Annotated in this window: 22 protein-coding genes; 10 read left to right on the forward strand and 12 right to left on the reverse strand. The window is 51.4% G+C overall.

Annotated elements, in window-relative coordinates; all coding sequences use genetic code 11:
• Positions 1-45: 45 nt before the first annotated feature.
• Complete coding sequence (locus SAR116_RS05730; protein WP_013045996.1) at positions 46-807, reverse strand: 16S rRNA (uracil(1498)-N(3))-methyltransferase; 762 nt, start codon at positions 805-807, stop codon at positions 46-48.
• Positions 808-911: 104 nt separating this feature from the next.
• Between SAR116_RS05730 and ubiA the strand changes: the two genes are divergently transcribed.
• Positions 912-1,853 (forward strand): 4-hydroxybenzoate octaprenyltransferase, encoded by a 942-nt coding sequence (gene ubiA / locus SAR116_RS05735; protein WP_013045997.1) that lies wholly within the window; start codon positions 912-914, stop codon positions 1,851-1,853.
• Here the strand turns inward: ubiA and SAR116_RS13230 are convergent.
• Together SAR116_RS13230 and argC are read right to left on the reverse strand one after the other, a co-directional pair.
• Positions 1,848-2,690, reverse strand: a complete 843-nt coding sequence (locus tag SAR116_RS13230) for a hypothetical protein (RefSeq protein WP_049757490.1) — start codon at positions 2,688-2,690, stop codon at positions 1,848-1,850. The two genes, ubiA and SAR116_RS13230, sit on opposite strands and share 6 nt — an antisense overlap.
• A complete protein-coding gene (gene argC, locus SAR116_RS05745) occupies positions 2,683-3,639 on the reverse strand; it encodes an N-acetyl-gamma-glutamyl-phosphate reductase (RefSeq protein WP_013045999.1) in 957 nt (318 codons plus the stop codon). Before argC ends, SAR116_RS13230 begins: the two co-directional genes overlap by 8 nt.
• Positions 3,640-3,747: 108 nt before the next feature.
• On the opposite strand from argC, the gene SAR116_RS05750 reads away from it, so the two are divergent.
• Together SAR116_RS05750 and SAR116_RS05755 are read left to right on the forward strand one after the other, a co-directional pair.
• On the forward strand, positions 3,748-5,085 hold the full coding sequence (locus SAR116_RS05750; protein WP_013046000.1) for a TldD/PmbA family protein: 1,338 nt from the start codon (positions 3,748-3,750) through the stop codon (positions 5,083-5,085).
• Positions 5,082-5,741: a fused DSP-PTPase phosphatase/NAD kinase-like protein gene (locus SAR116_RS05755; RefSeq protein WP_013046001.1), complete on the forward strand. Its 660-nt coding sequence runs from the start codon at positions 5,082-5,084 to the stop codon at positions 5,739-5,741. Before SAR116_RS05750 ends, SAR116_RS05755 begins: the two co-directional genes overlap by 4 nt.
• A 15-nt stretch (positions 5,742-5,756) precedes the next feature.
• Here SAR116_RS05755 and SAR116_RS05760 read toward each other — a convergent pair whose 3' ends face one another.
• Positions 5,757-7,526: an ABC transporter ATP-binding protein gene (locus tag SAR116_RS05760; RefSeq protein ID WP_013046002.1), complete on the reverse strand. Its 1,770-nt coding sequence runs from the start codon at positions 7,524-7,526 to the stop codon at positions 5,757-5,759.
• A 5-nt stretch (positions 7,527-7,531) separates the two neighbouring features.
• The gene (locus SAR116_RS05765; protein WP_013046003.1) at positions 7,532-8,602 is read right to left on the reverse strand and encodes a glycosyltransferase family 9 protein; all 1,071 of its coding nucleotides are present in this window, start codon (positions 8,600-8,602) and stop codon (positions 7,532-7,534) included.
• Between the two features lie 179 nt (positions 8,603-8,781).
• On the opposite strand from SAR116_RS05765, the gene SAR116_RS05770 reads away from it, so the two are divergent.
• The 4 genes from SAR116_RS05770 to SAR116_RS05785 are packed head-to-tail and all read left to right on the forward strand — an operon-like array spanning position 8,782 to position 12,635.
• Positions 8,782-9,462 (forward strand): lysophospholipid acyltransferase family protein, encoded by a 681-nt coding sequence (locus tag SAR116_RS05770; protein ID WP_013046004.1) that lies wholly within the window; start codon positions 8,782-8,784, stop codon positions 9,460-9,462.
• On the forward strand, positions 9,459-10,745 hold the full coding sequence (locus SAR116_RS05775; RefSeq protein WP_013046005.1) for a 3-deoxy-D-manno-octulosonic acid transferase: 1,287 nt from the start codon (positions 9,459-9,461) through the stop codon (positions 10,743-10,745). Before SAR116_RS05770 ends, SAR116_RS05775 begins: the two co-directional genes overlap by 4 nt.
• Complete coding sequence (gene lpxK / locus SAR116_RS05780; RefSeq protein ID WP_013046006.1) at positions 10,742-11,746, forward strand: tetraacyldisaccharide 4'-kinase; 1,005 nt, start codon at positions 10,742-10,744, stop codon at positions 11,744-11,746. The genes SAR116_RS05775 and lpxK overlap by 4 nt, the downstream gene beginning before the upstream one ends.
• Positions 11,739-12,635 (forward strand): lysophospholipid acyltransferase family protein, encoded by an 897-nt coding sequence (locus SAR116_RS05785; RefSeq protein WP_013046007.1) that lies wholly within the window; start codon positions 11,739-11,741, stop codon positions 12,633-12,635. The genes lpxK and SAR116_RS05785 overlap by 8 nt, the downstream gene beginning before the upstream one ends.
• Positions 12,636-12,646: 11 nt before the next feature.
• Here the strand turns inward: SAR116_RS05785 and xseA are convergent, their stop codons facing one another.
• Positions 12,647-14,125 (reverse strand): exodeoxyribonuclease VII large subunit, encoded by a 1,479-nt coding sequence (gene xseA, locus SAR116_RS05790; RefSeq protein ID WP_148212260.1) that lies wholly within the window; start codon positions 14,123-14,125, stop codon positions 12,647-12,649.
• Positions 14,126-14,198: 73 nt separating this feature from the next.
• Between xseA and purD the strand changes: the two genes are divergently transcribed.
• The gene (gene purD, locus SAR116_RS05795; protein ID WP_013046009.1) at positions 14,199-15,455 is read left to right on the forward strand and encodes a phosphoribosylamine--glycine ligase; all 1,257 of its coding nucleotides are present in this window, start codon (positions 14,199-14,201) and stop codon (positions 15,453-15,455) included.
• Here the strand turns inward: purD and SAR116_RS05800 are convergent.
• A complete protein-coding gene (locus tag SAR116_RS05800) occupies positions 15,452-15,901 on the reverse strand; it encodes a nucleoside deaminase (RefSeq protein WP_013046010.1) in 450 nt (149 codons plus the stop codon). The two genes, purD and SAR116_RS05800, sit on opposite strands and share 4 nt — an antisense overlap.
• A 63-nt stretch (positions 15,902-15,964) precedes the next feature.
• Between SAR116_RS05800 and SAR116_RS05805 the strand changes: the two genes are divergently transcribed.
• Together SAR116_RS05805 and rsmD are read left to right on the forward strand one after the other, a co-directional pair.
• Positions 15,965-16,903 (forward strand): pseudouridine synthase, encoded by a 939-nt coding sequence (locus SAR116_RS05805; RefSeq protein ID WP_013046011.1) that lies wholly within the window; start codon positions 15,965-15,967, stop codon positions 16,901-16,903.
• Positions 16,845-17,414, forward strand: a complete 570-nt coding sequence (gene rsmD, locus SAR116_RS05810; RefSeq protein WP_013046012.1) for a 16S rRNA (guanine(966)-N(2))-methyltransferase RsmD — start codon at positions 16,845-16,847, stop codon at positions 17,412-17,414. Before SAR116_RS05805 ends, rsmD begins: the two co-directional genes overlap by 59 nt.
• 1 nt (position 17,415) lies before the next feature.
• Here rsmD and mutL read toward each other — a convergent pair whose 3' ends face one another.
• From mutL to ribF, 5 genes are read right to left on the reverse strand one after another with little or no spacing between them, the layout of a single operon-like run.
• Complete coding sequence (gene mutL, locus SAR116_RS05815) at positions 17,416-19,257, reverse strand: DNA mismatch repair endonuclease MutL (RefSeq protein WP_013046013.1); 1,842 nt, start codon at positions 19,255-19,257, stop codon at positions 17,416-17,418.
• Between the two features lie 7 nt (positions 19,258-19,264).
• Positions 19,265-19,807 (reverse strand): DUF3035 domain-containing protein, encoded by a 543-nt coding sequence (locus SAR116_RS13235; RefSeq protein WP_013046014.1) that lies wholly within the window; start codon positions 19,805-19,807, stop codon positions 19,265-19,267.
• Positions 19,804-20,307, reverse strand: a complete 504-nt coding sequence (gene lspA / locus SAR116_RS05825; RefSeq protein WP_013046015.1) for a signal peptidase II — start codon at positions 20,305-20,307, stop codon at positions 19,804-19,806. The genes SAR116_RS13235 and lspA overlap by 4 nt, the downstream gene beginning before the upstream one ends.
• Before the next feature lie 46 nt (positions 20,308-20,353).
• Positions 20,354-23,155, reverse strand: a complete 2,802-nt coding sequence (gene ileS, locus SAR116_RS05830; RefSeq protein WP_013046016.1) for an isoleucine--tRNA ligase — start codon at positions 23,153-23,155, stop codon at positions 20,354-20,356.
• A gap of 60 nt (positions 23,156-23,215) precedes the next feature.
• Positions 23,216-24,199: a riboflavin biosynthesis protein RibF gene (gene ribF / locus SAR116_RS05835; protein WP_013046017.1), complete on the reverse strand. Its 984-nt coding sequence runs from the start codon at positions 24,197-24,199 to the stop codon at positions 23,216-23,218.
• Positions 24,200-24,222 lie beyond the last annotated feature (23 nt).

The raw sequence follows: 24,222 nt of genomic DNA on the forward strand, positions 1-24,222 counted from the left end.
ATTTTATCCTTGGCTAGTCTTATAAGTTGGTGGGTTGTTATATGTTTAACGCCAGTCACCACAAATTGCCTGATAGCAGGCCAGTGCCGCAATAGCTGCTGTGTCCGCACGTAAAATACGCGGTCCAAGTGAAGTTGTTAGACAATTATCAACTTGCGTCAAGACTTTACGCTCGGCTGGTGAAAAACCACCTTCGGGCCCAATCAGAATAGCGGCCTTTTTTGGGGGGTCAATGGCCGCGAGGGCCGTTGTTATATTATGGTTTGCCGCGCCCGCACTGGCTTCGTCACACCAGATCAGCAAACGGTCATCTTCACGCTCGGCAAGCGCTGTTGCTAATTTTTCAAACTTCATGATTCGGGCAACATCAAGACGCTCGGTCTGTTCAGCCGCTTCGATGGCATTGGCCGCGAGGCGCTCATCCTTGACCCGTGAAATCTGACAAAATTCAGTACGCACCGGCCAAATTCGGCTGGCACCAAGCTCGCTTGCTTTCTGCGCGATAAAATCAAGTCGTGCCTTTTTGACTGGCGCAAACAGCAACCATAAATCCGGACTGTTGGTTTGTGGCCGCGTCTGATCGGTCAGGGCAATCTGCCCACCTTGCTTGTCAAGCGCGTCAATGACGCCATGCCATTCACCATCCTGTCCATTAAACAGGGCAATGACTGTACCCAGTGGCAAACGCATGACATTGCCTAGATAATGCGCCTGTTCCTTGGTGACAGTCACAAAACCGCTAGCCTGTAATGGTGCGTCAACATAAAGGCGTGCTTTGGCTGGATGATTTTCCCGGATTACGTCCATTGGGTTTAAGTAGCCACCTTGAAAGAACAATTCAATATAGCAATTACGAAATATGCACAAAGTAGTGACTTGATAAGTCTGCACGAAGCCAATAATGGTAAATTATGAACATGCATGAAACAGATACGCCGCAAGGTCATACCGACATACAATTACTTGGCTGGTGGCAAAACCTGCCAAAAGGCTGGCACCCTTATGTCTATCTGGCGCGGTTAGATCGTCCGATTGGCTGGTGGCTTTTGCTATTGCCAGCATGGTGGGTGATTCCCGTTGCCAGCGCTGACAGCGGACAAATGGGTTTGCTGATGCTGTTATTCATGATTGGCGCCATTACCATGCGCGCTGCCGGTTGTGTGATCAATGATATGTGGGACAGAGATATCGACATAAAAATTCAACGGACACAATCGCGTCCGCTTGCGTCTGGCGCAATAAGTATGGGCATGGCATTCATATTTCTTGTTTGCCTTGGCATTATCGGACTTGCTGTACTTGTTCAATTGCCACCAATGGCCATTTTCATCGGTATAGGATCCCTGCCATTGGTTGCATTATACCCGCTGGCCAAGCGGGTCACATGGTTTCCCCAATTTGTTCTCGGCCTGACCTTTGCATGGGGGGTGCCACTTGGTGTTGCCGCCGCTACGAATCAGGCACCATCGCTATCATTCTGGTTGATATATGCCGGCAGCGTCGCCTGGGTTTTTGGCTATGATACGATTTATGCCGTTCAGGATATGGTTGATGATCGCCAAAGCGGGGTCAAATCATCTGCCCTTGGCCTAGGAAAGAATTTGCATAAAGGCGTTGGTATTGCCTATGCGATTGCCATTTTACTATTATCAGCCGGTTTCTATATGACTATGGGTTTTGGCCTATGGTTTGTGGGTGTCAGCTTGATGGGGTTACATCTGGCACAACAGTTGCGCCAGCTTGACGCCGGTGATCCAGCCATGGCCTTGCGCCTGTTCAAATCAAACCGCAATGCCGGACTCATCCTGACCATCTTTGCTGTTGCCGACCATATGCTTCGTGTGGGTCTATAGAAACGCGTCCAGATTATCACATTCGATATCAATAACTGTCCAAGGCGCATTTGTTGCAAAAAGCGCATGTGCGGACAATATTTCACGAATGGTATCGCGCGCCGCTTTGTCGTTCCGCATGTCGGTCACAAAGGCGGCATGATCACGATCGTCATTATGCTGACATAGACGGCGCACAAAAGTGGTTGCTTCGGCTTGGGTGAAAGCAGAAAACTGGCGACCTGTAGCGTCAATCATAGGTAATGACGCTGGCATAGCTCCACCAATATCAAGCACACCCGCACGGGCGTTATAACCATATAGCGGGGTGATGGCGGGTACAACATGACCATCCGCTTCGGGGATATCCAGATGTGTGACAGCCCCTTCGTTAAAGCGGACATAATCATAGGCAACACCGACTGCCTCGGTTCGGTGCATTTCAGCCAGTTGGCTGGCATCAAGCCACGCCACATTCAGACGAACATCACATCCCTTGGATGGAAAAGCCGTACAAGGCACCGCACCATAATAGCCCAGCATCGCAACATGAACGATATCGCAATCATGCAGGATGGCAGGCGTCACCGGCACAACTGCATCTTTGCCAAATTTGCGCTGAAGCTGAACTGGCGCCCGGTTTGAGCCAACCGATAAAACAGCCGTACGCCCATTCAAAATTCCAGCGTCCCTTAAAGGATGCAAACGCCCAGCATCAAGGACAAAGGCACAAGATGGTGCATAATATGGATAGCGTAATGCACGATCAATCTCAGTTTGGTTGGGAAGATAAACCTCAACATCAAACTGCGGCGTATTATGTACTCGCTGATCAGATAGTGTTGGATTATCAGACAAGGGCCGTATCTTCTGCAATGCCAAGCGCGATATTCATATTCTGGACAGCCGCACCCGACGCCCCTTTGCCCAGATTATCAAGCCGTGCTGTTAACCAGAACTGGCTTTCATCCTTATTAGCGAAAACAAACAGCTCCATATCGTTGCGACCTGCCAGTGCATCGGCAGCCATGGTGGTCTGGCCAGCTAGGTCATTGGCACCAGCCGCACCCATAGCAATAAGGGCACTATCTGCATACCAGTCCCGTAGCAGATCATAAATTGCCGAGGCGGAAACGGGCACAGCTAACTGACTTGCATGAAGGGGTACATGCACCAGCATGCCCGCATAGAAATTACCAACAGATGGCATGAATAATGGCGCTTTATCGAGACCTGAATATAGCTGCATTTCGGGAACATGCTTGTGTTTCAAGTCCGTTGCATAAGCCAAATGCGGTGCCAGATCCCCCGCATCATGGAGCGCGATCATGGCGTTCCCACCACCGCTATAGCCACTGACTGCGGGAACCGTAATATCTGCATCAGCTGGAATTATTCCGGATTTTATCAAAGGCCGAAGCAAGGCAATCGCCCCTGTTGGATAACATCCGGGGTTTGAAATCCGCTTTGATGATGCCAATAAACGACGTTGCGCTGCGTCCATTTCGGCAAAGCCATATGCCCATTCAGGGTCAGTCCGGTGCGCTGTTGACGCATCAATCAGACATATATCTATAGCATTGGCATCCATGCCATTGGCCGCAGTTGCCACTTCGATTGCGGCCACATCAGGCAGGCACAGAATTGTCACGTCTGCCTTGGCTATCATGTCGAGACGTGCTGACATATCCTTGCGCACCGCATCATCAAGATGCAGAATTTGCACATGCGGATGCAGCGCCAATCTTGACGCCACTTTCAAGCCGGTTGTACCAGCTTCACCGTCGATGAAAACATTATAGCTCATCGTGCATTAATAAACGGAAAAACAAAAAGCTTCAACCAATTCAATTTTTCAGACCCGCTTGGCCCTGGACAGTTGAAAACTTAACACGGGCGGGTTATCTGATAAGACATGAAAACACATGAACAAAATCTAATTTCCGAACTTCTTGATGCTGCCAAAGCCGCAGGTGCCGATGGCGCCGACGCGACATTAGCTCGCGGAGAAGGTAATAGCGTCGATATCCGCCTTGGCAAAGTCGAGGCGGCTGAACGATCCGAAGATTATGACGTCGGCATGCGCGTCTTTGTCGGGCAACGTACAGCATCGATCTCAACCAGCCAGCTTGATAGCGAAAATATCAAACAACTGGCAGAACGTGCTGTTGCCATGGCCAAGCTAGCACCCGAAGATCCCTATGTGCGGCTTGCCAACCTTGATGAACTGGCATCGGAAATCCCCGAACTCGATATGTATGACGCAACGGAAACCAGCGTTGAGACATTAACAGAACGTGCCAAACAGGCGGAAGACGCCGCCCTGTCACATAAAGGCATTACAAATTCTGATGGCGCATCTGCCAGCTATGGTGTGGTCAATGTTCTGATCGCAACCAGTAACGGATTTTCAGCAAGCTATAAGCGGTCTTCATCTGGCGTTTCAGCCGTGGTCATCGCCGAACAAGACGGTCAGATGGAACGCGATTACGATTACAGTGCCGCTGTGTTTGCCGAAGATCTGGATGCGCCAGATGCCATCGGTCATAGTGCCGCGACCCGGACATTGTCACGGCTAGGCGCCAGCAAACCAAATACGGGACAATTTCCTGTGATTTACGACCAGCGTGTCTCATCATCGATTGTCAGCACATTAGCCGGTGCCATTAATGGGGCGGCAATCGCCCGCGGCACCAGCTTTCTAAAGGATAGCCTTGGTCAACAGATAGCCAGTAAAGGGTTGAATTTCATTGATGACCCGTTACGGCCACGCGGAATGGGGTCCCGCTTGTTTGATGGTGAAGGCCTGCCTGTAAGCCGGCGATTGATGGTCGAAGATGGCGTTTTGACAGGCTGGTTTCTTGATCTTGCATCCGCAGCCAAGCTGGATATGACGCCTACTGGTAATGCGCGCCGGTCAATGGGGGGGGCGCCCTCACCGTCTGCCAGCAATTTTTACCTCGAAAATGGTTCCCTGTCGCGTGCCGCTATGATTGCCGATATCAAAGAAGGGTTTCTGGTAACCGAAATGATGGGTAGTTCGGTTGATATGATCACGGGCGACTATAGCCGTGGTGCTGGTGGATTCTGGATTGTTGACGGTGCCATCACCGGCCCCGTTACCGAAGCCACCATCGCTGGCAATCTTAAAGATATGCTGATGGCCATAACGACAGCTAATGACATCGATATGCGTGACAGCATCGCCGCGCCGTCGCTGCGGATTGATGGTATGATGGTTGCCGGATCATGAAGTGGCTAGCCCCGCCGGTAAAGCGGCGCGGTGCCGCTGACTGGATTGACCTCATCCTGAAAGATCATGGTTTTTTGCGGCTGTTCTGGCATAACCGGCATGAAATAGCCCCAGGCATGTGGCGCGCCAATCAGCCTGGCCCTGTCGAGGTCAGCAGAATCGCCGCCAGCGGCATCAAAACAATCATAAATTTACGCGGACCACGAGATGATGGTGTCTGGCAGTTAGAGGCCGAGGCATGTGCCAAAGCTGGCATTACCCTGCTTGATTTTACCGCACGTTCGCGCGCCGCGCCGGACAAGGCCATGCTTCATGACGCCAAAGCCATTTTCAAAGCCATCGAAAAACCAGCATTGATGCATTGCAAATCAGGTGCCGACCGCGCCGGATTAATGTCTGCCCTATATATGCTGGTTGCCGAGGAGCGCCCCGCGCGCGAAGCAGCCAAGCAATTGGCCTGGAAATACGGGCATGTCAAGCAAGCCAAAACCGGTCTGCTTGATGTTTTTTTCAAAGCCTATTTCCCCTATGAAGATCAGGGTATGGCATTTTATGACTGGGTCGATAATATCTATGATCCCGAAGCCATGCTGGCCGAATTCCGATCACAAGGCTGGGCAGACCGCCTTATCGACAGCGTTCTGCGCCGCGAATAGGGCTAGCTGTATAATTTACTTATCAGAAAAGAACTGAAGCGCGCATAAACGTGCATAAAGGCCATCTTTGGCGATCAGATCATCATGCGTGCCAGTTTCGGTAATACCGCCATCTTCCATCACCAGAATCATATCGGCATTGCGTACGGTCGCCAACCGGTGCGCGACCACTAATGTGGTGCGTCCTTTTTGCAAACGTTCAAGCGCGGTTTGCACCTGTTTCTCCGAGGCGGCGTCCAGCGCGGCGGTGGCTTCATCAAGTAACAGAATGGGCGCGTCTTTTAGCATCGCTCTGGCGATCGAGATACGTTGCCGTTGGCCACCTGACAGGCGGTTACCCATAGCCCCAACCTGCGTTTGATAAGCATCTGGTAGCGCCATTATGAAATCATGTGCGGCGGCATCTTTGGCGGCAATGATAATGTCTTCGTCGGTGGCATCAGGTCGGCCAAAAGCTATATTTGCCGCTACGGTGTCTTCAAACAGAACCGCTTCTTGGCTGACCAACGCTATATTGGCCCGCAGGCTTTCGAGTGTCAGATTGCGGATATCCTGGCCATTCACCGTAATCACACCCGCGCTGACATCATAAAAACGCGGCAACAAATTGATAATCGTTGTCTTGCCAGCCCCGCTGGGCCCGACCAAGGCAACAGTCTGGCCTGCTGACGCGGTGAAACTCACATCACGTAATGCGGTTTCTTTTCCATAGGTGAAATCAACCTTGTCAAAACTGATGACTCCCTTATCGCCTTTACCAGCCTGAATGGTTTTGGCATTAGGCGCATCGGTTATCAATTTGGGAATATCAAGCAATGACAGAATGCGCTCGGCGGCGGCCAGCGCTTCCTGCGTCACCGCATTCAAGGTGCCAATGCCGCGCACAGGTTGTACCAGCATGATCAGGGTGGTGATAAAGGCGATGACATCACCAACCTGCATATCGCCATTGGCAACACGCCAACCAGCCAACGCAACAACACCACCAACAGCAAGACCACCGATGACCTCAAGAATGGGGTCAATCATCGCGCGTCCGGTTAACAAGGCAACAAGCCGGGCAAACAGACCATCAAAAGCAACTGAAGTCCGTTTGATTTCGGCATTTTCCATCTGATAGGCTTTGACCATACGCACACCTTGCAATGTTTCGGCCAGCAGTGAGGTCACGCCTTCCATATGTGATTGCAGATTGCCCGAAGCTTTACGCTGGCGATTACCAATGCGGATGATAGGCTGGATAGCGATTGGATAGACCGCCATGACTATGAGTGTCATCAGCCAGTCAAGATAGATCATCGCCCCAATCAGCACGATCACGGTCAACGCATCTCGTACCAGATTGTTGGCCAGCCGGACAAAGGCTTCACGCACCAGATTAAGGTCATTCATGATCCGTGACATGAAGGTACCAGCCGGTTCGCGTGTCACCACCGATAGGTCGGCCTCGATCAGACTTTTTGCCATATCCTTTTGCAAATCGGTTGTCACCCGCAAAGCCAGTTTATTGACCTGAACCGTTTGCGCGAACAGCGCGCCACCTTTTAACAAGGCCAGCAGGATAATAATGGGAGGGGCATACAGGATCACTTCTCCAGCGCGGCCATCAGCCAATGCGTTGAAAATATATTTGGTCAAAAGCGGATAAGCTGCCGCCGTCGCTGCGACAAAGGCCATCAAGACCACTGTGCCTGCCAGTTGGCCGCGATAGCGCCGCACCCAGCCTTGCCATATGCGGTTAAATATCTTGCGGTTTAGCCCTCGCTTTTGGTTGGTCTCAGACATTAAATCTATCCACCATGCTGTGGCGGCAAAAGTTCCGAAATTGCCGTCGCCACCCTTTCAGGCGTAATCGTATCAATTTGTCCCGGAATGCCAATTTTTTCCTCTTCAACACAAACAGCTAGAATATTGGGACTGTATGTCAAAGGCTCCGACTGTGCAAACAGGCCAATTGATGGCGTGCCCGCCACCGCCGATAGATTCAGCAGACTGGTGTCATTGCCGGCATAGCAAATGGCACGGACAAACAGGGCAATGGCAACATCCAGCTTATTGGTACAGCTAATCACGCCGGTTGTATCGCTAAGATGAGACAACACCGCATCAATGATTGGCTGTTCCGACGGGGCACCCATCAAGCCTATATGAATATCAGGCCGGTTATGCCGCATCTGCGATACAAGCTTGGCAAAGTTTTCAACTGACCAGCGCCGGTCAGGATGCATCGCCCCCACACCTAGGATTATGAACGGGCTTTTCCCTTTCTTGTCGATCCCAACATGATGTGCCGCCAGAAATTTGTCTGCTTCGTTAAAGGCATAATCGGTTGGCGTGATCTGCCAGCTGGTTGTAACCGGTGCAAATCCATTTATATCAGCAAAGATCGCCATCTTGCGGGTCGGATGCTGATGGCGTGCTGACTTTGGCAGAAAATATCCCCGATTCAGCCAACGTGACTGGCCACCAATGCCGTAACCAAAACGGGCGGGGATTCCTGCCAGCCACGCGGCAAGGGCATAGGTGGGGCTATGATGCATGATAACAACCTGATCAACGCCCACTTGGCGAAAGCGCTGTGCCAGCCGCCACAGACCCATAATGCCGTCATGCTGACCGCGTGTCCCGCGCTGTGATCTGTCAATATCCAGAATTTCGACAACACCGGGGGTTTTGGCGAATAACACCGATGCCTGAACTGTTGGTTTGGTGGCCAGAATGACATCATAAAATTCGGCTAGGTGATCAATCCACGGCTTGTGCCAGACCATATCACCTATGCCAACAAGTGGCTGTATCACAAGCAATCGGCGGCGGGGCATCCCCTCTTCGGGAGTTTCAAGTCGCAATAAAGACGTCATAGATATATAAAACCAATCCCAATTCGGTGGCGGCGATAACTGTAATGTCAAAGTTTCGCAAATTTGCTATAAATAACAGTACCGCAGACAGGTCTTAATAGGCTATTTCTATATTTATTCCTAGCTATTTGCCATCTGGCCTATGCTTGTTACACATCTTAACCGAACCCGGCATACTTATGTTCAAACGCTTTATCCGAAATAAATTTGTCATATGGTGCCTAAGCTGGGTTGTTGCCGGCATTATTGCGTCGATCATGATCACCACACGCTGGAAAACGGTCAATCGTCAACTTGCCGACCAGATATTGAATAACCATAATGGCTTTGTTTTGGTTTTATGGCACGAGCGCATTTTTGCCGTGCCATGGCTATGGCCGAGACGGCACCCGATGTATGTTCTGCAATCACCACATGCTGATGGACAGCTCATGTCCTATACTGTCAACCGCATGGGAATCCGCACAGTGTGGGGCAGTTCAAACCGCAACGCCATTTCCGGTTTACGCGGGTTAAAGCGTGTTCTTGATCGGGGTCAAATTGCTACCATTACACCCGATGGCCCGCGTGGCCCAGCCCGCAAGCTAGCAATCGGGCCTGTTGCGCTGGCCGCAATGGCAGGCAAGCCTGTGGTGCCTATATGCTGGGCTGTTGATCGTTATTGGCGCGCACCAGGTTGGGATGGTACGATCATTCCCAAGCCATTTGCCCGTGGGCGCTTTATCTGGGGTGATCCAATCGATGTGCCAAAAGGTGATCGTGATACGATGGAAACTAGCCGGGTAGAGATTGAGACCGCCATGAATGACCTTGCCGATAGAGCCGATCGCCTGTTCGCCGAGGAGGATGGCCTGCGTTGATATCATTGCGTCTATATAATTTTTTATGGACATGCCTGTATCCTGTTATCGGATTGCTACTGGCACGGCGCGCGCGGGCTGGCAAGGAAGACATAACCCGCCTTGGTGAGCGCTATGGGCGCTATACCAAAACATATCAGCGTGGAAGTATATGGCTACATGCTGTCAGCGTCGGGGAAACGATTGCCGCCTTGGCACTGGCTGATGCCCTTCATGATGAACATAATGACCACCCCCCGATTATCATCACCACCAATACCCTTTCAGCGGCGCAGATGATCGCCCGTGCCAAGACGCGCGCCCCGATCACGCATATCTATCAGCCGCTTGATCATGCTGCCTTTATTGATCGCTTCCTGGATATGTTTTCCCCACAGGTTGCCATTTTTATGGAATCAGACTTTTGGCCCAACCTTGTTACCCGCACTGCCGCCCGTCATATCCCAGTCATATTTGCATCAGCGCAATTATCACAAAAAGCCGTCATATCATGGCGGCGCCAGACCAGCATCGCGCGCCAGATATTTGGATGCGCTGATTTAATATTGGCCGTTGATGAAGATCAGCAACAGCATTTTATCACTCTAGGCGCAACAGCGTCTAAAGTGCATGTCGGCGGATCGCTAAAAATGACGCCGGCAAACCTGTCTATTGATGCTGATCTGCAAAAACTCATCCTTAACGCCAGCGGTAAACGCGCCATATTTCTGGCCGCTTCAACACATGAAGGCGAGGACGAAGCCGCCATTGCTGTTGCCCAACAACATGCTGATAAAATACTGACAATCATCGCACCGCGACATCCCGAACGCGGTGATGCGATCGCCGCTATGGCACATGCGTCGCTGGGGCAAGCCATGCCACAACGAAGCAAAGGGCAAACGCCAGACAGCCAAACAGCACTTTATGTGCTAGATAGTCTGGGCGAAATGGGGAGCGTTTTTGACCTTGCCGATGTTGTGTTTCTGGGTGGGTCACTGGTGCCAAATGGCGGGCATAACCCGCTGGAACCTGCCAGCTTTGGCGTACCTATCATCACTGGCACACATATTTTTAAAAATGAAGCCGAATTTAATGCACTTTTCCGTTGTGATATTATTCACATGATTGATCAGCCAGATGATCTGGGCGCGATGGTTACTTCTGTGCTATCGTGTGATTCACGCAAAAAGCAACAGCAAGCCGCGGCGGCAAAAAACTATGTTGAAAGCGCCCGCCAACGCCCGCTTAAAGTTGCACGAATGATTTTTGCAGTGGTCAATGCCAAGGCAGTGGATAGATGATTAAAACACCTGAATTCTGGAATAATAAGGGGATCGTATCTACCGCCCTGTTGCCGTTTGCCGCCGTCTGGGCGACAGCAACGTATCTGCGTGATCGTCTTGCAAAGCAGGTCAGCGCCGCTTTACCAGTGATCTGTATCGGCAATCTAAGCGCAGGCGGCACGGGCAAAACCCCACTTGTATCACTTTTATATGACCGCCTCATCGAAGCTGGGATGCACCCCGTTATTTTAAGCCGGGGATATGGCGGGTCGCAAAAAGGGCCATTATGGGTGGATGGCACCATTCATACAGCCGCCGATTGTGGCGACGAGCCGCTAATGCTTGCTGAAGGGCGTGACGTGATCATTGGGCGCGATCGGGTTGTGGCGGCCCAGGCCATTTCAAATCGTGGTATTCACGATATAATCCTGATGGATGACGGCTTACAGCATCCTTATGTGAAGAAAGATATGACTATTGGCGTTTTTGACGGTTCCGTCGGTATAGGTAATGGCAGGCTTTTACCTGCCGGCCCGATGCGCGTCGGCTTTGAAAATGGCCTAGCCAGTCTTGATATTGTTTTTATCAACGGTAATGATGAGCATGAGTTAACTGCGGCAATAGATGGCCGCGTGCCCATCATGACCGGAACGGTTGTTGCCGACCAGACAATCATCACCGATCTTGACGAGACACCCTTATTGGCATTTGCCGGCATTGCCCGCCCTCAGCGTTTTTTCCGCACCCTTGAAAAAGTCGGAGGTGTTGTTGTGCAAAGTCTGGCATTTGCCGATCATCACCCTTACACGCAAAGTGACCTCACCCGTTTACAGGAAGATTCAATCCGGCTTGGTGCCAGCTTGATCACCACGCAAAAAGACTGGATTCGTCTGCCTGCCGAATGGCGTGAACGGATTTCATTTATGCCAATCACCATGCAGACTGACAGCATTGACGACTTGCTGGGGCGCATCAAGGCAGTTGCCGCCTCAAAAATGCGTGACAATATAAATGTCTGATCCATTACCCAAGGTCATTTTGCGTTTGATACGTCAGATAATCTTCTGGCCGTTAGAAGCGTTGCTGGTCTTTATTCTGTTCGGAACAGCGCGCATTCTGCCCGTAGCCATTGCTAGTGTCTGTATGGGGCTGGTTATGTCACTATTGGGGCCATTAACCCCATGGCATAAGCGCGCACGGCGTAACCTTGTCTATGCCATGCCGCATTTATCATACGCCAAACAAAGCCAGATTTTACGAGGCATGTGGATGAATCTGGGGCGTGTTATTGGCGAATATCCGCATATCAACAAACTTGTCGATAAAGGCTATGTCGAATTTATCGGACAGGAACATATCCGCGATGTTGAAACGGGTGGTTTTCTGATCAGCGCCCATATGAGCAACTGGGAGTTAGGTCCCTTTGCCGCGCGCAGCGTCGGTAAAAAAGTGGCGGCCATTTATCGCCCACTCAACAATCCGTTTCTGGCTGGGTTGCTCGCGCGGCGCCAGCGCACCTTTGGCGGCGAAATGTTCCCAAAGGGCCGTGAAGCCGCATTAGGCATGATAAGCGCCATTCGTAAAAAACAGTTCATGTGTTTGCTTATTGATCAGAAGTTACGCGAGGGCATGGCGGTTCCCTTTTTCGGGCATCCGGCAAACACGCCGATTGGCCACATCAAAGTCGCCATCAAAAAAAAGGTGCCTATTTTCTATGTGCAAATGGTGCGGATATCTGGTTGCCATTTCCGGCTGACGATTTCACCTGTCATCGATTTGCCAGATCATGACGATGATGACAGCGTTCTTGAGGCCGCAACCGCAATCAACAAGACCATCGAAGACTGGATTACCCAACATCCTGAACAATGGTTCTGGCCGCATCGCCGCTGGACTAAAGATATTTAGATCGGGGATGCCTAGAACAAGCTGTCCTGTTTGGTATCTTTTGTAGCGGAAGGTTTGGCGGTAGCTTTTTTTGCCGGTTTAGCCGGCTTATGCACCACATGGTCAACACCGTCCGGGTCAAGCAATGCCTGACGGCTAGCATCGGCAAAACGTAAGGTAACTTCGGCGCCTTGCGGCGCGTCAATAGCACGTTTTAGCGGCGTGCCTTCGGCATCGATGACCAGCGCAAACCCGCGATCCAGAACACGTTCAAATGAATGCGCATCCAGCAGTTTTCCGGCAGAATTAACAGCTTGTTCATGTCGCTCGATCATCTGCCCAAACCTATTGGCAAGACGGTCTGATAACCGGGTGAAATGCCCACTCATTTCGGCAAGTCTTGTCTCTGGTGGGCGTAATCGTCCAGCCAGGCCGGATAAATCAAGCCGTCGGGCGGCTAGCGCCCGTTCCAGCGCGGTGTTAAGACCAGCTAGCGCATAATCAAGCATCTGCCCACGACGGGCAATCATCTCAGCTGGATCAAGCAACCCACGGGCAGCCATGCGCACAAGCTGGTTCGCTGTTTCCAGCCGCTGGCTGATACCTCGTTTCAATCGGGCTTCGGTCTCACTTATATAAGCCGCAAGGTCAGCATGTACAGGCACCGCCAGTTCGGCTGCTGCGGTTGGCGTTGGGGCGCGCAAATCAGCGACAAAATCAATCAATGTTGTATCGGTTTCATGCCCGATTGCCGAAATCACCGGCAAGGAACAATCGGCAACCGCGCGGACAACTTCTTCTTCATTGAATGCCCATAAATCTTCCAGCGCGCCACCACCACGCGCAACGATCAATATATCAGGGCGCGGGATCGCTCCATTGGCTGGCATCGCATCAAATCCACGAATGGCCGCGGCGACCTGCCCTGCTGCGTTTTTGCCCTGAACAAGCGTGCCCCAGACCAGAACATGCACGCCGAAACGTGCGTTGAGGCGATGAAGAATATCCCGGATAACCGCACCTGTTGGGCTGGTAATCACGCCAATAGTCGTTGGCATCTCGGGAATTGGTCGCTTGCGGTCTGCATCGAAAAGCCCTTCGGCCGCCAGCATACGGCGGCGTTCCTCGAGCATTTTCAACATCGCACCTTCGCCAGCTATTTCCATCTGATTGACAACAATCTGATATTTGGATTGACCGGGATAGGTGGTCAACTTGCCCGAACAGATAACCTCGAGCCCCTCTTCAGGCTGAACCTGCAAATTTCCAGCTACCGTTTTCCAGCATACCGCCGCCAAGGTAGATCGGTCATCTTTCAAGGTAAAATAGATATGGCCAGATGGTGCCCGCGTCGGTCGTGAAATTTCCGCCCGCACCCGCACATAGTCAAATGCCCCTTCAACCGTAGCCTTGACGCGTTTGGATAATTCACCAATCGTCATATAGGGTGCGTTATCGCCTGCAGAGGCGGCATTATTCTGGCTGGTGTAAATATCGTTAGATTCGGTCATCGGGGTCTCTTCCATATAATGCCCATTCTATGGCATATTGGCGCGTCCGCAACTCCAAAGGAAACAAAGCAAGATGAAAATTCTACTGATCGGTGGTGGTGGACGCGAACATGCGCTTGCCCGATCAATTGCCGACTCACCACTCGTCACCGATTTACGTATCGCACCTGGCAATCCTGGCATGGAAGGGCTTGGCACACTTATTCAGATCAAAGCAGACGATTATGACGCCTTGTTCGATTACGCCGTAAACGAAGCCGTTGATCTGGTTGTTATCGGCCCTGAAGCTCCGCTTGTGGCCGGACTGGCTGACCGTCTGCAAGATGCCGGTATTCGTGCCTTTGGTCCATCGGCGGCGGCGGCGCAACTCGAAGGGTCAAAAGAATTTGCGCGTGATTTCTGCACGCGTCATAACATTCCGCAACCGGCCTTTTTTGCTGCGCAGGATAAAGACTCTGCATATCGGCATATTGATGCTATGAACGGATTTTGCGTGGTCAAGGCCGATGGGCTTGCGGCTGGAAAAGGCGTTGTTGTCGCCGATACAGCCGATGAGGCAAAGGCCGCCGTCGATGCCATGCTAGGCGGCCAGTTTGGCGATGCCAGCAAAACCATTCTGATCGAAGAACGGATAACCGGCCCCGAAGCCTCGCTTTTTGCATTGCTTGATGGTGGCGATGCCCTTTATATGGCCAGCGCCCAAGATCATAAGCGCGCCTATGACGGCGATAAAGGCCCGAACACCGGTGGCATGGGGGCAATATCACCATCACCGCGGCTTGATGACGCGCTGATTGAACAGGTGATGGATCAGGTTGTTCGCCCGCTTGCACGTGGTATGGCAGATGAAGGCATTCCCTATCAGGGTGTTCTTTATGTCGGTTTGATGCTGACGGCAACAGGTCCGCAAGTGATCGAATTCAACTGCCGCTTTGGCGATCCCGAAGCACAGGTTATTCTGCCACGCCTTAAAACCGATATCATCACCGCCATGCTGGCGGCGACCGATGGCGGGCTTGGCCATTTTGATATGCGCTGGGACGACGCCAATGCCGTGACGGTGGTCATGGCAACTAAGGGCTATCCGGGGGCTTATGACAAAGGCAGCGCTATCAATAATAGTGAAAGTGACGACCCAGATTGTATAATCTTTCATGCGGGAACCGCCCGCGATGAGCATGGCCAGCTTATTGCCACAGGTGGCCGCGTACTGGCTGTAACCGGCATGGGTGATAATGCCGCAATAGCCCGCCAAAAGGCCTATGAGGCCGTTGCCAAAATAGACTGGCCAGAAGGATTTTATCGCAGCGATATTGCCGCTGATAGCTAGCGTTTCGCAGCAAAAAAGTCGGATAGCATGATACTGGCCGCCTGTTCGGACAGGCCGCCATAGACTTCTGGACGATGGTTGCAACTTGGATGGTCGAAATAGCGGATGCCTGATTCAACCGCCCCAGCCTTTGCGTCATAGGCGGCAAAATAGACCCGCCTTAATCGCGCATGCGCAATCGCGCCTGCACACATCGCGCAAGGTTCCAGTGTGACCCATAGATCATAGCCATCAAGCCGCGATCCACCGGTTTTGGCCAGGGCCGCATTGATCGCCAGAATTTCAGCATGATGCAGGGCATTGCCGTCACGCACCATACGGTTTGACTCAAGCGCAACCACAGTTCCATCAGGCGCAACAATGGCTGCCGCAACAGGCACATCACCGGCCTTGGCCGCATCATGCGCCGCCGCCAGCAAATCATCCATTAGGCTTTTTTTCATCATCAAACAGTCCTGACACAGAAGATAATTGTTTCCAAGCCTCGTTTTTAAGATTATGTCATCGATATGGCTAGTAACGAAACATTTACGCTTGATAAAAAAAGCGACAGCGAACGCATTGCCAAGCGCATTGCCCGGGCGGGGGTCTGCTCGCGCCGCGAAGCCGAGGCGCGTATCAATGAAGGCCGTGTCAAAGTAAATGGCAAGGTCATCACCAGCCCCGTGTTGAATGTATCTGACACTGACCGGATCAATGTTGATGGACAGGCATTGCCACATCGTGAACCAGCTAAATTATGGCGCTATTATAAACCACGTGGACTGGTAGTCAGCGACCGCGACGAAAAAGACCGTGAAACGATTTTTGATCATCTGCCAGCCTCACTGCCACGCGTGATGACCGTTGGCCGGCTGGACATTGATTCTGAAGGATTGCTGTTATTGACCAATGATGGTGATCTTGCGCGTCATCTTGAGCTACCAGCAACCGGCTGGAGTCGCAAATACCGGGTGCGGGTTCAAGGCCATGTGAATGAAGCTGCACTGGCACCGCTTGAAAAAGGCATCACCATTGACGGTGTGCGCTATGGACGTATTGTCGCAAATCTTGACCGGCAGATGCAAAGCAATGCGTGGTTAACTGTTGCCATCCGCGAAGGCAAAAACCGCGAAGTACGCCGTATCATGGAACATCTTGGTCATAAGGTTAGCCGCCTTATCCGGGTATCCTATGGACCGTTTCAGCTAGGTGATATGAGTGACGGCGATGTCGAGCAAATACGAGCCCGTGTTTTATCAGATCAACTTGGCTTGACCGATCCTGAAGATGATGGTCATGCGACCGCCAAACCGCGTCTGCGCGCAAAACCAAGCATGAAACGATCAGGTGGCGGACGCTATAAAGGGAAAACGAGTTCATCACAACAAGACGATAAACGAGGCAAGGATGCGCATAATCGGGGGCCGTCATCGCGGCACAAAACTGGCCAATCTGGGCGGCGATAAAACCCGCCCCACTGCCGATCGTGTGCGTGAGAATCTGTTCAATATTTTGGCTGGTGGTAACTATGGTGAACAGCTGAAAGATGCCCATGTGCTTGATCTTTTTTCTGGTACTGGTGCTTTGGGGCTTGAAGCTTTGTCACGTGGCGCGCGCACTGCCTGCTTTGTCGAAAAAGACCATAATGCCCTGTCTGTATTACGTGCCAACATCGCCCGCCTGAAACAACAAAACAGCTGTATGGTTATTGCCGGAAACGCCTTGTCATTAACAGGAATTCGTGGCGATAAAGCCAGCTTGGTTTTGGCCGATGCCCCCTATGGCACTGGTGACGGTTTGCTGGCAGTCGTACATATGATGACTGTCGGGGCGGTGGCAACAGATGCCTTGATCGTCGTTGAAACGGCAAAAGCTGAAACACTCGACGCGGATGTGATGCAGACGCACCAACTTACATGCCATGAAAGCCGCACCTATGGAAAGGCCGCGCTTCATTTCCTAACCAAAGTCGGTTAACTTATTTGCGGCCAAATAGGGTTTCAATTTCGGTCAAGCTAAGGCTTACCCATGTTGGGCGGCCATGATTGCATTGCCCCGAACGTGGCGTGACTTCCATTTCGCGCAAAAGCGCATTCATCTCGTCACCATTCAAAATACGCCCTGCGCGTACCGAACCGTGACAGGATACCGTAGCCAGCACATGATTTATTCGATCCTCAAGGCTGGTACTATCGCCCAGTTCGATCAATTCTTCAGCAATATCCTGAACCAGCTGAACAACATTCGGATTGCCAAGCATGGCTGGCACATCACGAACCACCACCGCGCCAACACCGAAATTTTCAACTGTTAGCCCCATTTTCCCCAACATGTCGGCAGCATCTAGGACGGCTTCGCAATGATGCTCTTGCATATTGATGACTTCAGGCAGTAACAACGCCTGCGATGGCACACCGGTTTCGGCCATGGCCGCTTTCATCCGTTCCATCACCAGCCGTTCATGTGCTGCATGCTGGTCGATAATGGCAATGCCATCTTCAGTTTCAGCTACGATATAGGTTTTGTGCAACTGGGCTTTGGCTGCGCCAAGTAAATTATGGCGGGCCGATTCATCTGCTTCATTTATGTCTATCTGGCGTGCGGCTGGCGGCGCTTCGACAGGCGATTGCCACATATGCGCTGATGCTGGTGGAGCAGGCTGATAATGCGCACGCGGCCCTGAAGCAACATGACTGATGCCGCGCGCCCCGCTACCACCCGCGGTAAACCCAGAAAATGACGACGACGACGACGACGACGATGATGATGATGACAGCCGCGCCAATGCCTGTTGTCCGCCTTCGGATGTTGCCTGTATGCCGGCATCTTCGAGCCGTGCCCTGATACCGCCAACAAGCAGGCCACGCACCGCCGCCGCGTCCTTGAAACGAACTTCGGCCTTGGCCGGATGCACATTCACATCAACATCTTCAGGTGGGAGGCTAATAAATAATGCGCACATTGGGTGGCGACCACGCGGCAAGGTATCGCCATAGCCAGCCCGCACCGCACCAAGAAGTGAGCGGTCATTGATCGGACGGCCATTCACAAACAAAAAGACATGTCCGGTTGTCGGACGATTCATTGTTGGCAGGCCAACCAGCCCGGTCAGGGTAATTCGGTCTCGTACCGCATCCATTTCAGCCGCTTCATCTGCAAATGACTGTCCCATGATCGCTGACAGGCGTCGTTTTAATCCAGCGGCGCCCGGCAAACACGCATCAAGCCTTATCAAGCTTCGACCATCATTACTAAGGTCAAAAGCAACTGTTGGCCATGCCATCGCCAAACGCTTGACCATGTCAACGCATTGGCCTTGTTCGGTTCGTTCCGTTTTGAGAAATTTCAGACGCGCAGGGACAGCTTTGAAAAGCTGGTTGACTGCAATCATGCTGCCCTGTTTCAGGGCTGCCGGTTCGGGGTCATGCACATGACCAGCATCAACTACAAGGCGCCAGGCATGATCCATATCGGCCATAATTGACGTAAGGGATAGACGCGATACAGCACCAATTGACGGCAAGGCTTCACCCCTGAAGCCTAGTGCTTTGATATGCACCAGATTGTCATCTGGCAGTTTTGATGTCGCATGGCGCTGGACAGCGAGTTTTATATCGTCAAGCGACATGCCTGAACCATCATCCGTGACGATGATTTCGTCAATGCCGCCGCGCTTGAGTGTGATACTGATTTTGCCAGCACCCGCATCAAGCGCATTTTCAACCAGCTCTTTGAGCGCACTTGCTGGTCGTTCGACAACTTCACCCGCAGCTATCTGATTAACGAGCCGATCCGGCAATTGCCTGATACGGGTCATCATCACCTCGCTACTTGATCAGAACAGGCGTGTCACTTAGCGGATCAATGCCCATCGTTTCGCCATCAGTTGGCAATTGGTTATTGCGCATGGTTTCGCGCAGGCGTGAATCTTCAGCCATTTTGTCAAGCACGGGCCCAATATCAGGCACACCGCCGAACAAGGTCTGGATTGGCAACCGCTTTTCCAGCTGGATGCCATAAGTTTCTTCATCAATTTTGGTGCGAATATCAGGTATAATCGACGCAAAATCAAATATGGCTTCATAACCAGTCGTTTGCTGATCCGGCGCACCAAATATCGAAGCGGCGGCTTGGGTGGCACTCAAACCAGCCAGATTATTTTCTTCCTGTTCTTTAATATCTTTCGGGCGATCAGCAAATCCGGGCGGTAAAGACAAAGGCGGACGAACAACAACCTGAAATTCATCTGGGGTTGATTTTTCCGTGCCAATAGCACGGCGGACATCCGAACATCCGGCAACACCCAATAACATCGAGGCGGCAATCATAAGTCCGAAAAAGTGGCTCGCTCGACCTAACATAAAAGTCATGTCTCTTTGTTCTCCTGTTCAAAAAATAGGCTGACTATCCACAAAACCGCGCCTATCGAAATTGTAATATCTGCCACATTAAAAGCGGGCCAATGCCAACCAGCCACATGCAGATCTATAAAATCAACAACTTGCCCAAAACGCAACCTGTCAATTGCATTTCCTATCGCGCCGCCAACTATGGCACCGCCAGCATATCTCTGGATCCGCGTCAGTGACGTTGCTGACCATAAAAACCAGATGGCCACCAGCAACGCAAGCACCGCCAGACCAAAGCGTACAATCATGCCGCCATCAGCCAGCAATCCAAAGCTCATGCCACTGTTCCATACTGGCACCATATTCAGAAATGGCAAAATAACAATCCGGACAGGCGGGAAAAAAATCCAATCAAGCATGAATTGCTTTGACCATTGATCGGCCACAATAATGACAAAGGCAATAGTCAAAATCGTCATTGCCTGGCGCGTCATAAGTCGTGCATGAATCAATGCTAGCATTCTAACCTCGGCTTCGCTTTACACCAGGCTGGGTTACACATAAGGATCAAGACACCACATCGCTACAGCGACCACAGATACCACCGTCTGTCGTTACATCAGGCAAGATTTTCCAACACCGCGCACATTTGCCACCATCTGCCTTGGCAAAGACAACAGCCACATCGTCAATCCCCTCCATACGAAACGCCCCAGCCGGTGCTGGCGCGTCAGTTACTTTGGCATCCGAGGTAATAAATAATGCCGCAGAATCCATATCGGCAAAAATGGCTGCGTTATCAGTAGATATATGAACAATCGGTGCCGCCTGAAGCGACGAGCCTATTTCGCCATCATTTCGCGCCGCTTCAAGCGCACTCATGACCACCTGACGTGTTTTGCGGATAGCTGACCAGCGGGTTGCAACGTCCGCATTGCGCCATTCGGCAGGCACTGCATCATAGCTACGCAGATGTACCGAATTTTCCGGATCGCCAACCCGCGACTGCCAGGCTTCTTCAGCCGTGAAACACAGGATAGGTGCCAGCCACGCCGTAAGCCGGTCAAAAATCTCGGCCATAACCGTACGGCAGGCGCGGCGCGCGATCGAATCTGGATCATCGCAATAGAGCCGGTCTTTTCGAATTTCAAAATAGAACGCCGATAAATCGCTGTTACAGAGCGTATGAAGCTCGGTGAAAATGCCGTGAAAATCGTAATTTTCCGTCATTTTGCGGATGTTGGCATCAATTTCGGCAAGGCGGTTCAGAACCCAGCGTTCAAGGTCTGGCATATCGGCATAATCAACACGTTCGGCATCGTCAAACCCATCAAGCGCGCCAAGCAGATAGCGCAAGGTGTTACGGAACCGGCGATAATTGTCAGTCATGCGCTGGATGATTTCATTACCGATTCGCAGGTCGTTATAATAATCAGAGCTGACCACCCAAAGACGCAGAATATCAGCACCATTCTGTTCCATTATTTTTTGCGGTGTTATGACATTGCCCAGCGATTTGGACATTTTACGGCCTTGCTCATCCAGCACAAAGCCATGCGTCAGTACGCCTTTATAGGGTGCCTTGCCACGCGTACTGCATGATTGAAGCAATGATGAATGAAACCAGCCGCGATGCTGATCCGACCCTTCGAGATATAGATCTGCCGGACTTTCCAGATCGTCACGGTTTTCCAGCACAAAGGCATGCGTCGATCCAGAATCAAACCAGACATCCAGAATGTCTGTTACTTTTTCGTAATCTTCAACCGCATAATCTTGACCTAAAAAACGCTCATCAGGCGAGGAGAACCAGCAATCTGCCCCTTCATCACGCATGGCCTCGACAATCCGGTCATGCACCTTTTGATCACGTAAGGGTTCGCCAGTGGTTTTATTCACATAGATTGTCAGTGGCACACCCCATGCGCGCTGGCGACTAAGGCACCAGTCAGGGCGCTGGGCAATCATCGCGGTTAACCGGTTCTGGCCAGCTGGCGGATAAAAGGCGGTCTTAGACAAGGCATCAAGCGCTGTTGCGCGTAACCCATGCGATTCCATCGACACAAACCATTGCGCCGTATTCCGATACACCAAAGGTGCCTTTGACCGCCATGAATGAGGATAGGAATGGGTTTGCTTGCCAATCGCAATGACACCACCTCGTTCAGCCATCATATCGGCAATTTTCTGATTATCACGAAGCACATGCATACCTGCAAATAGCGGCAGATGTGGCATGATTTTGCCATCTTCGGCAACCGTATCAGGTACCGGAATACCATGCTCAAGATGCGCTAATTCATAATCTTCAACACCATGCCCAGGCGCCGTATGGACAAAACCCGTGCCTTGCTCGGTAGTGACAAACTCACCAGCAAACATCGGCACGTCATGATCATAGCCATCATCAGCAAGCGGATGGGCACAAATGGTACCAGCAAGGCTGGCACCGTCAATTTCGGCTATAATGTCATGTGCTGTCACCCCAACTTCAGCAACAAAATTATCCAGAAGATCCGCCGCAACACAGACAAGATCGTCCGTCTTGGCAATCGATCCCGCGGCCAGCTCGGTCAGTTTAATCACCAGATATCTGATATCATTTCCATAGGCGAGGGCGCGGTTACCCGGCATTGTCCATGGTGTCGTTGTCCAGATGATGATACTGGCACCTTCGATGGCAGGCGTTGATGCTGTTTTAACTGGAAACCGTGCATGAATTGTAACCGATGTATGATCCTCATATTCGATTTCGGCTTCGGCAAGTGCCGTTTTTTCAACTGGCGACCACATGACCGGCTTGGTCCCCCGATAGAGGCTTCCATCCATCAAGATTTTGCCCAGTTCAGCCGCGATCGTTGCTTCAGATTCATAGGCCATCGTCGTATAGGGGTTATCCCAGTCACCAAGCACACCAAGGCGCTGAAACTCTTCAGACTGAACGCCAAGCCAATGCGCGGCAAAGTCACGACATTCCTGACGGAACTCGGCAACGGGCACTTCATCCTTATCTTTGCCTTTTTTGCGATATTGCTCTTCAATCTTCCATTCGATTGGCAGGCCATGACAATCCCAACCCGGAACGTAATTGGCATCCTTGCCAAGCATCGATTGTGAACGATTGACAACATCTTTCAAAATCTTGTTCAGCGCATGGCCAATATGAAGCTGGCCATTTGCATATGGCGGGCCATCATGCAGAACAAATTTTTCAGCACCCTGACGAGCTGCGCGCAATTTATTATACAGGTCTATTTTCTGCCAGCTTTCCAGAATAGCCGGTTCACGTTTTGGTAATCCGGCACGCATCGGAAATTCAGTACGTGGTAAAAATACTGTATCTTTATAATTTATCTTTTGCTCAGTCATTCGATATAGCTTTCACTTCGAGGCTTTGAATTTGGATAATCAGGCAATGCCTGGAATACATTAGGCGATCTTTTGGGTGGCTGGTAAGATTTGCCGTGCATCGGCAGCGTCTTTGGCAATTTGTACTTTCAATTCTTCAAGACCGGAGAATTTACGCTCGGCACGCAAAAAGGATTTCAACCGGACTGACAGCCGGCGCCCATAAATGTCGCCATCATAGTCAAATAAATGCGTTTCGCATAACACGTCACGCGTCTCGAAAGTAGGTCGAATGCCAATATTGGCAACACCATTTGCGATAAATTGTCCGTCTGATGTTCCGTTATCTTCAAAAACCTGAACGGCATAAACACCAAACGCCGGATGAAGCAGATTGCCAAGCGAAATATTAGCTGTCGGGAAACCGATTGTGCGTCCACGTTTGTCGCCTGTCTGCACAATCCCCGAGATAGCCCAGTCATGTCCGAGCATGGCCGCCGCATGTTCAGGGGCACCTGCCTGTAAAGCCGCACGTATCCGGCTTGATGAAATAATGATCGAATTATCATCAACAAGAAGTGGCACGGTAGTAGCCGAAATATGCGCCATACGGCCAATCTCATTGATCGTATCAATGTCGCCGCCACGCCCATGACCAAAGGCAAAATCACTTCCGGCAAACAGCTGGACAACGCCCAAAGCCGGCAGAATATCGGTAACAAAGACTTTAGCGTCGGTACGGCGAAGCGCGTCATCAAAAGTCACATGGATGATTTGATCGACAGCGAGTTGCCCCAGCAAACGATCCTTTTCATGACGGTCAGCCAGATGAAACGGGATATCATCCTGACGGAAAAACTCACGCGGATGCGGATCAAAAGTGATCACAGCTGGCGTTAAGTCATGCGTGGCTGCATGGATACAGGCGGCCTGAATCACTTTCTGGTGGCCACGATGCACACCATCAAAATTGCCAATAGCGGCACTCAGGCGCATGTCACGCAATGCCGGGTCGCCAACAGCCCAGTCGATAACATTTACAAAAGTGGAATCATCTTGTTTCATAGGGCGGCACTATATCGCTTAAC

The organism is Candidatus Puniceispirillum marinum IMCC1322 (assembly GCF_000024465.1).
Lineage (GTDB): Bacteria > Pseudomonadota > Alphaproteobacteria > Puniceispirillales > Puniceispirillaceae > Puniceispirillum > Puniceispirillum marinum.

What these genes read in the sequence shown, in the direction of transcription:
- SAR116_RS05755 (WP_013046001.1), top strand. Translation starts at nt 5,082, where the DNA reads ATGAAGTGGCTAGCCCCGCCGGTAAAGCGGCGCGGTGCCGCTGACTGG.
- lpxK (WP_013046006.1), top strand. Translation starts at nt 10,742, where the DNA reads ATGATTAAAACACCTGAATTCTGGAATAATAAGGGGATCGTATCTACC.
- SAR116_RS05805 (WP_013046011.1), top strand. Translation starts at nt 15,965, where the DNA reads ATGGCTAGTAACGAAACATTTACGCTTGATAAAAAAAGCGACAGCGAA.
- SAR116_RS05730 (WP_013045996.1), bottom strand. Translation starts at nt 807, where the DNA reads ATGGACGTAATCCGGGAAAATCATCCAGCCAAAGCACGCCTTTATGTT.
- SAR116_RS05760 (WP_013046002.1), bottom strand. Translation starts at nt 7,526, where the DNA reads ATGTCTGAGACCAACCAAAAGCGAGGGCTAAACCGCAAGATATTTAAC.
- purD (WP_013046009.1), top strand. Translation starts at nt 14,199, where the DNA reads ATGAAAATTCTACTGATCGGTGGTGGTGGACGCGAACATGCGCTTGCC.
- SAR116_RS05750 (WP_013046000.1), top strand. Translation starts at nt 3,748, where the DNA reads ATGAAAACACATGAACAAAATCTAATTTCCGAACTTCTTGATGCTGCC.
- rsmD (WP_013046012.1), top strand. Translation starts at nt 16,845, where the DNA reads ATGCGCATAATCGGGGGCCGTCATCGCGGCACAAAACTGGCCAATCTG.
- ribF (WP_013046017.1), bottom strand. Translation starts at nt 24,199, where the DNA reads ATGAAACAAGATGATTCCACTTTTGTAAATGTTATCGACTGGGCTGTT.
- xseA (WP_148212260.1), bottom strand. Translation starts at nt 14,125, where the DNA reads ATGACCGAATCTAACGATATTTACACCAGCCAGAATAATGCCGCCTCT.
- ubiA (WP_013045997.1), top strand. Translation starts at nt 912, where the DNA reads ATGAACATGCATGAAACAGATACGCCGCAAGGTCATACCGACATACAA.
- ileS (WP_013046016.1), bottom strand. Translation starts at nt 23,155, where the DNA reads ATGACTGAGCAAAAGATAAATTATAAAGATACAGTATTTTTACCACGT.
- lspA (WP_013046015.1), bottom strand. Translation starts at nt 20,307, where the DNA reads ATGCTAGCATTGATTCATGCACGACTTATGACGCGCCAGGCAATGACG.
- argC (WP_013045999.1), bottom strand. Translation starts at nt 3,639, where the DNA reads ATGAGCTATAATGTTTTCATCGACGGTGAAGCTGGTACAACCGGCTTG.
- SAR116_RS05770 (WP_013046004.1), top strand. Translation starts at nt 8,782, where the DNA reads ATGTTCAAACGCTTTATCCGAAATAAATTTGTCATATGGTGCCTAAGC.
- mutL (WP_013046013.1), bottom strand. Translation starts at nt 19,257, where the DNA reads ATGATGACCCGTATCAGGCAATTGCCGGATCGGCTCGTTAATCAGATA.
- SAR116_RS05800 (WP_013046010.1), bottom strand. Translation starts at nt 15,901, where the DNA reads ATGATGAAAAAAAGCCTAATGGATGATTTGCTGGCGGCGGCGCATGAT.
- SAR116_RS05785 (WP_013046007.1), top strand. Translation starts at nt 11,739, where the DNA reads ATGTCTGATCCATTACCCAAGGTCATTTTGCGTTTGATACGTCAGATA.
- SAR116_RS13235 (WP_013046014.1), bottom strand. Translation starts at nt 19,807, where the DNA reads ATGACTTTTATGTTAGGTCGAGCGAGCCACTTTTTCGGACTTATGATT.
- SAR116_RS05765 (WP_013046003.1), bottom strand. Translation starts at nt 8,602, where the DNA reads ATGACGTCTTTATTGCGACTTGAAACTCCCGAAGAGGGGATGCCCCGC.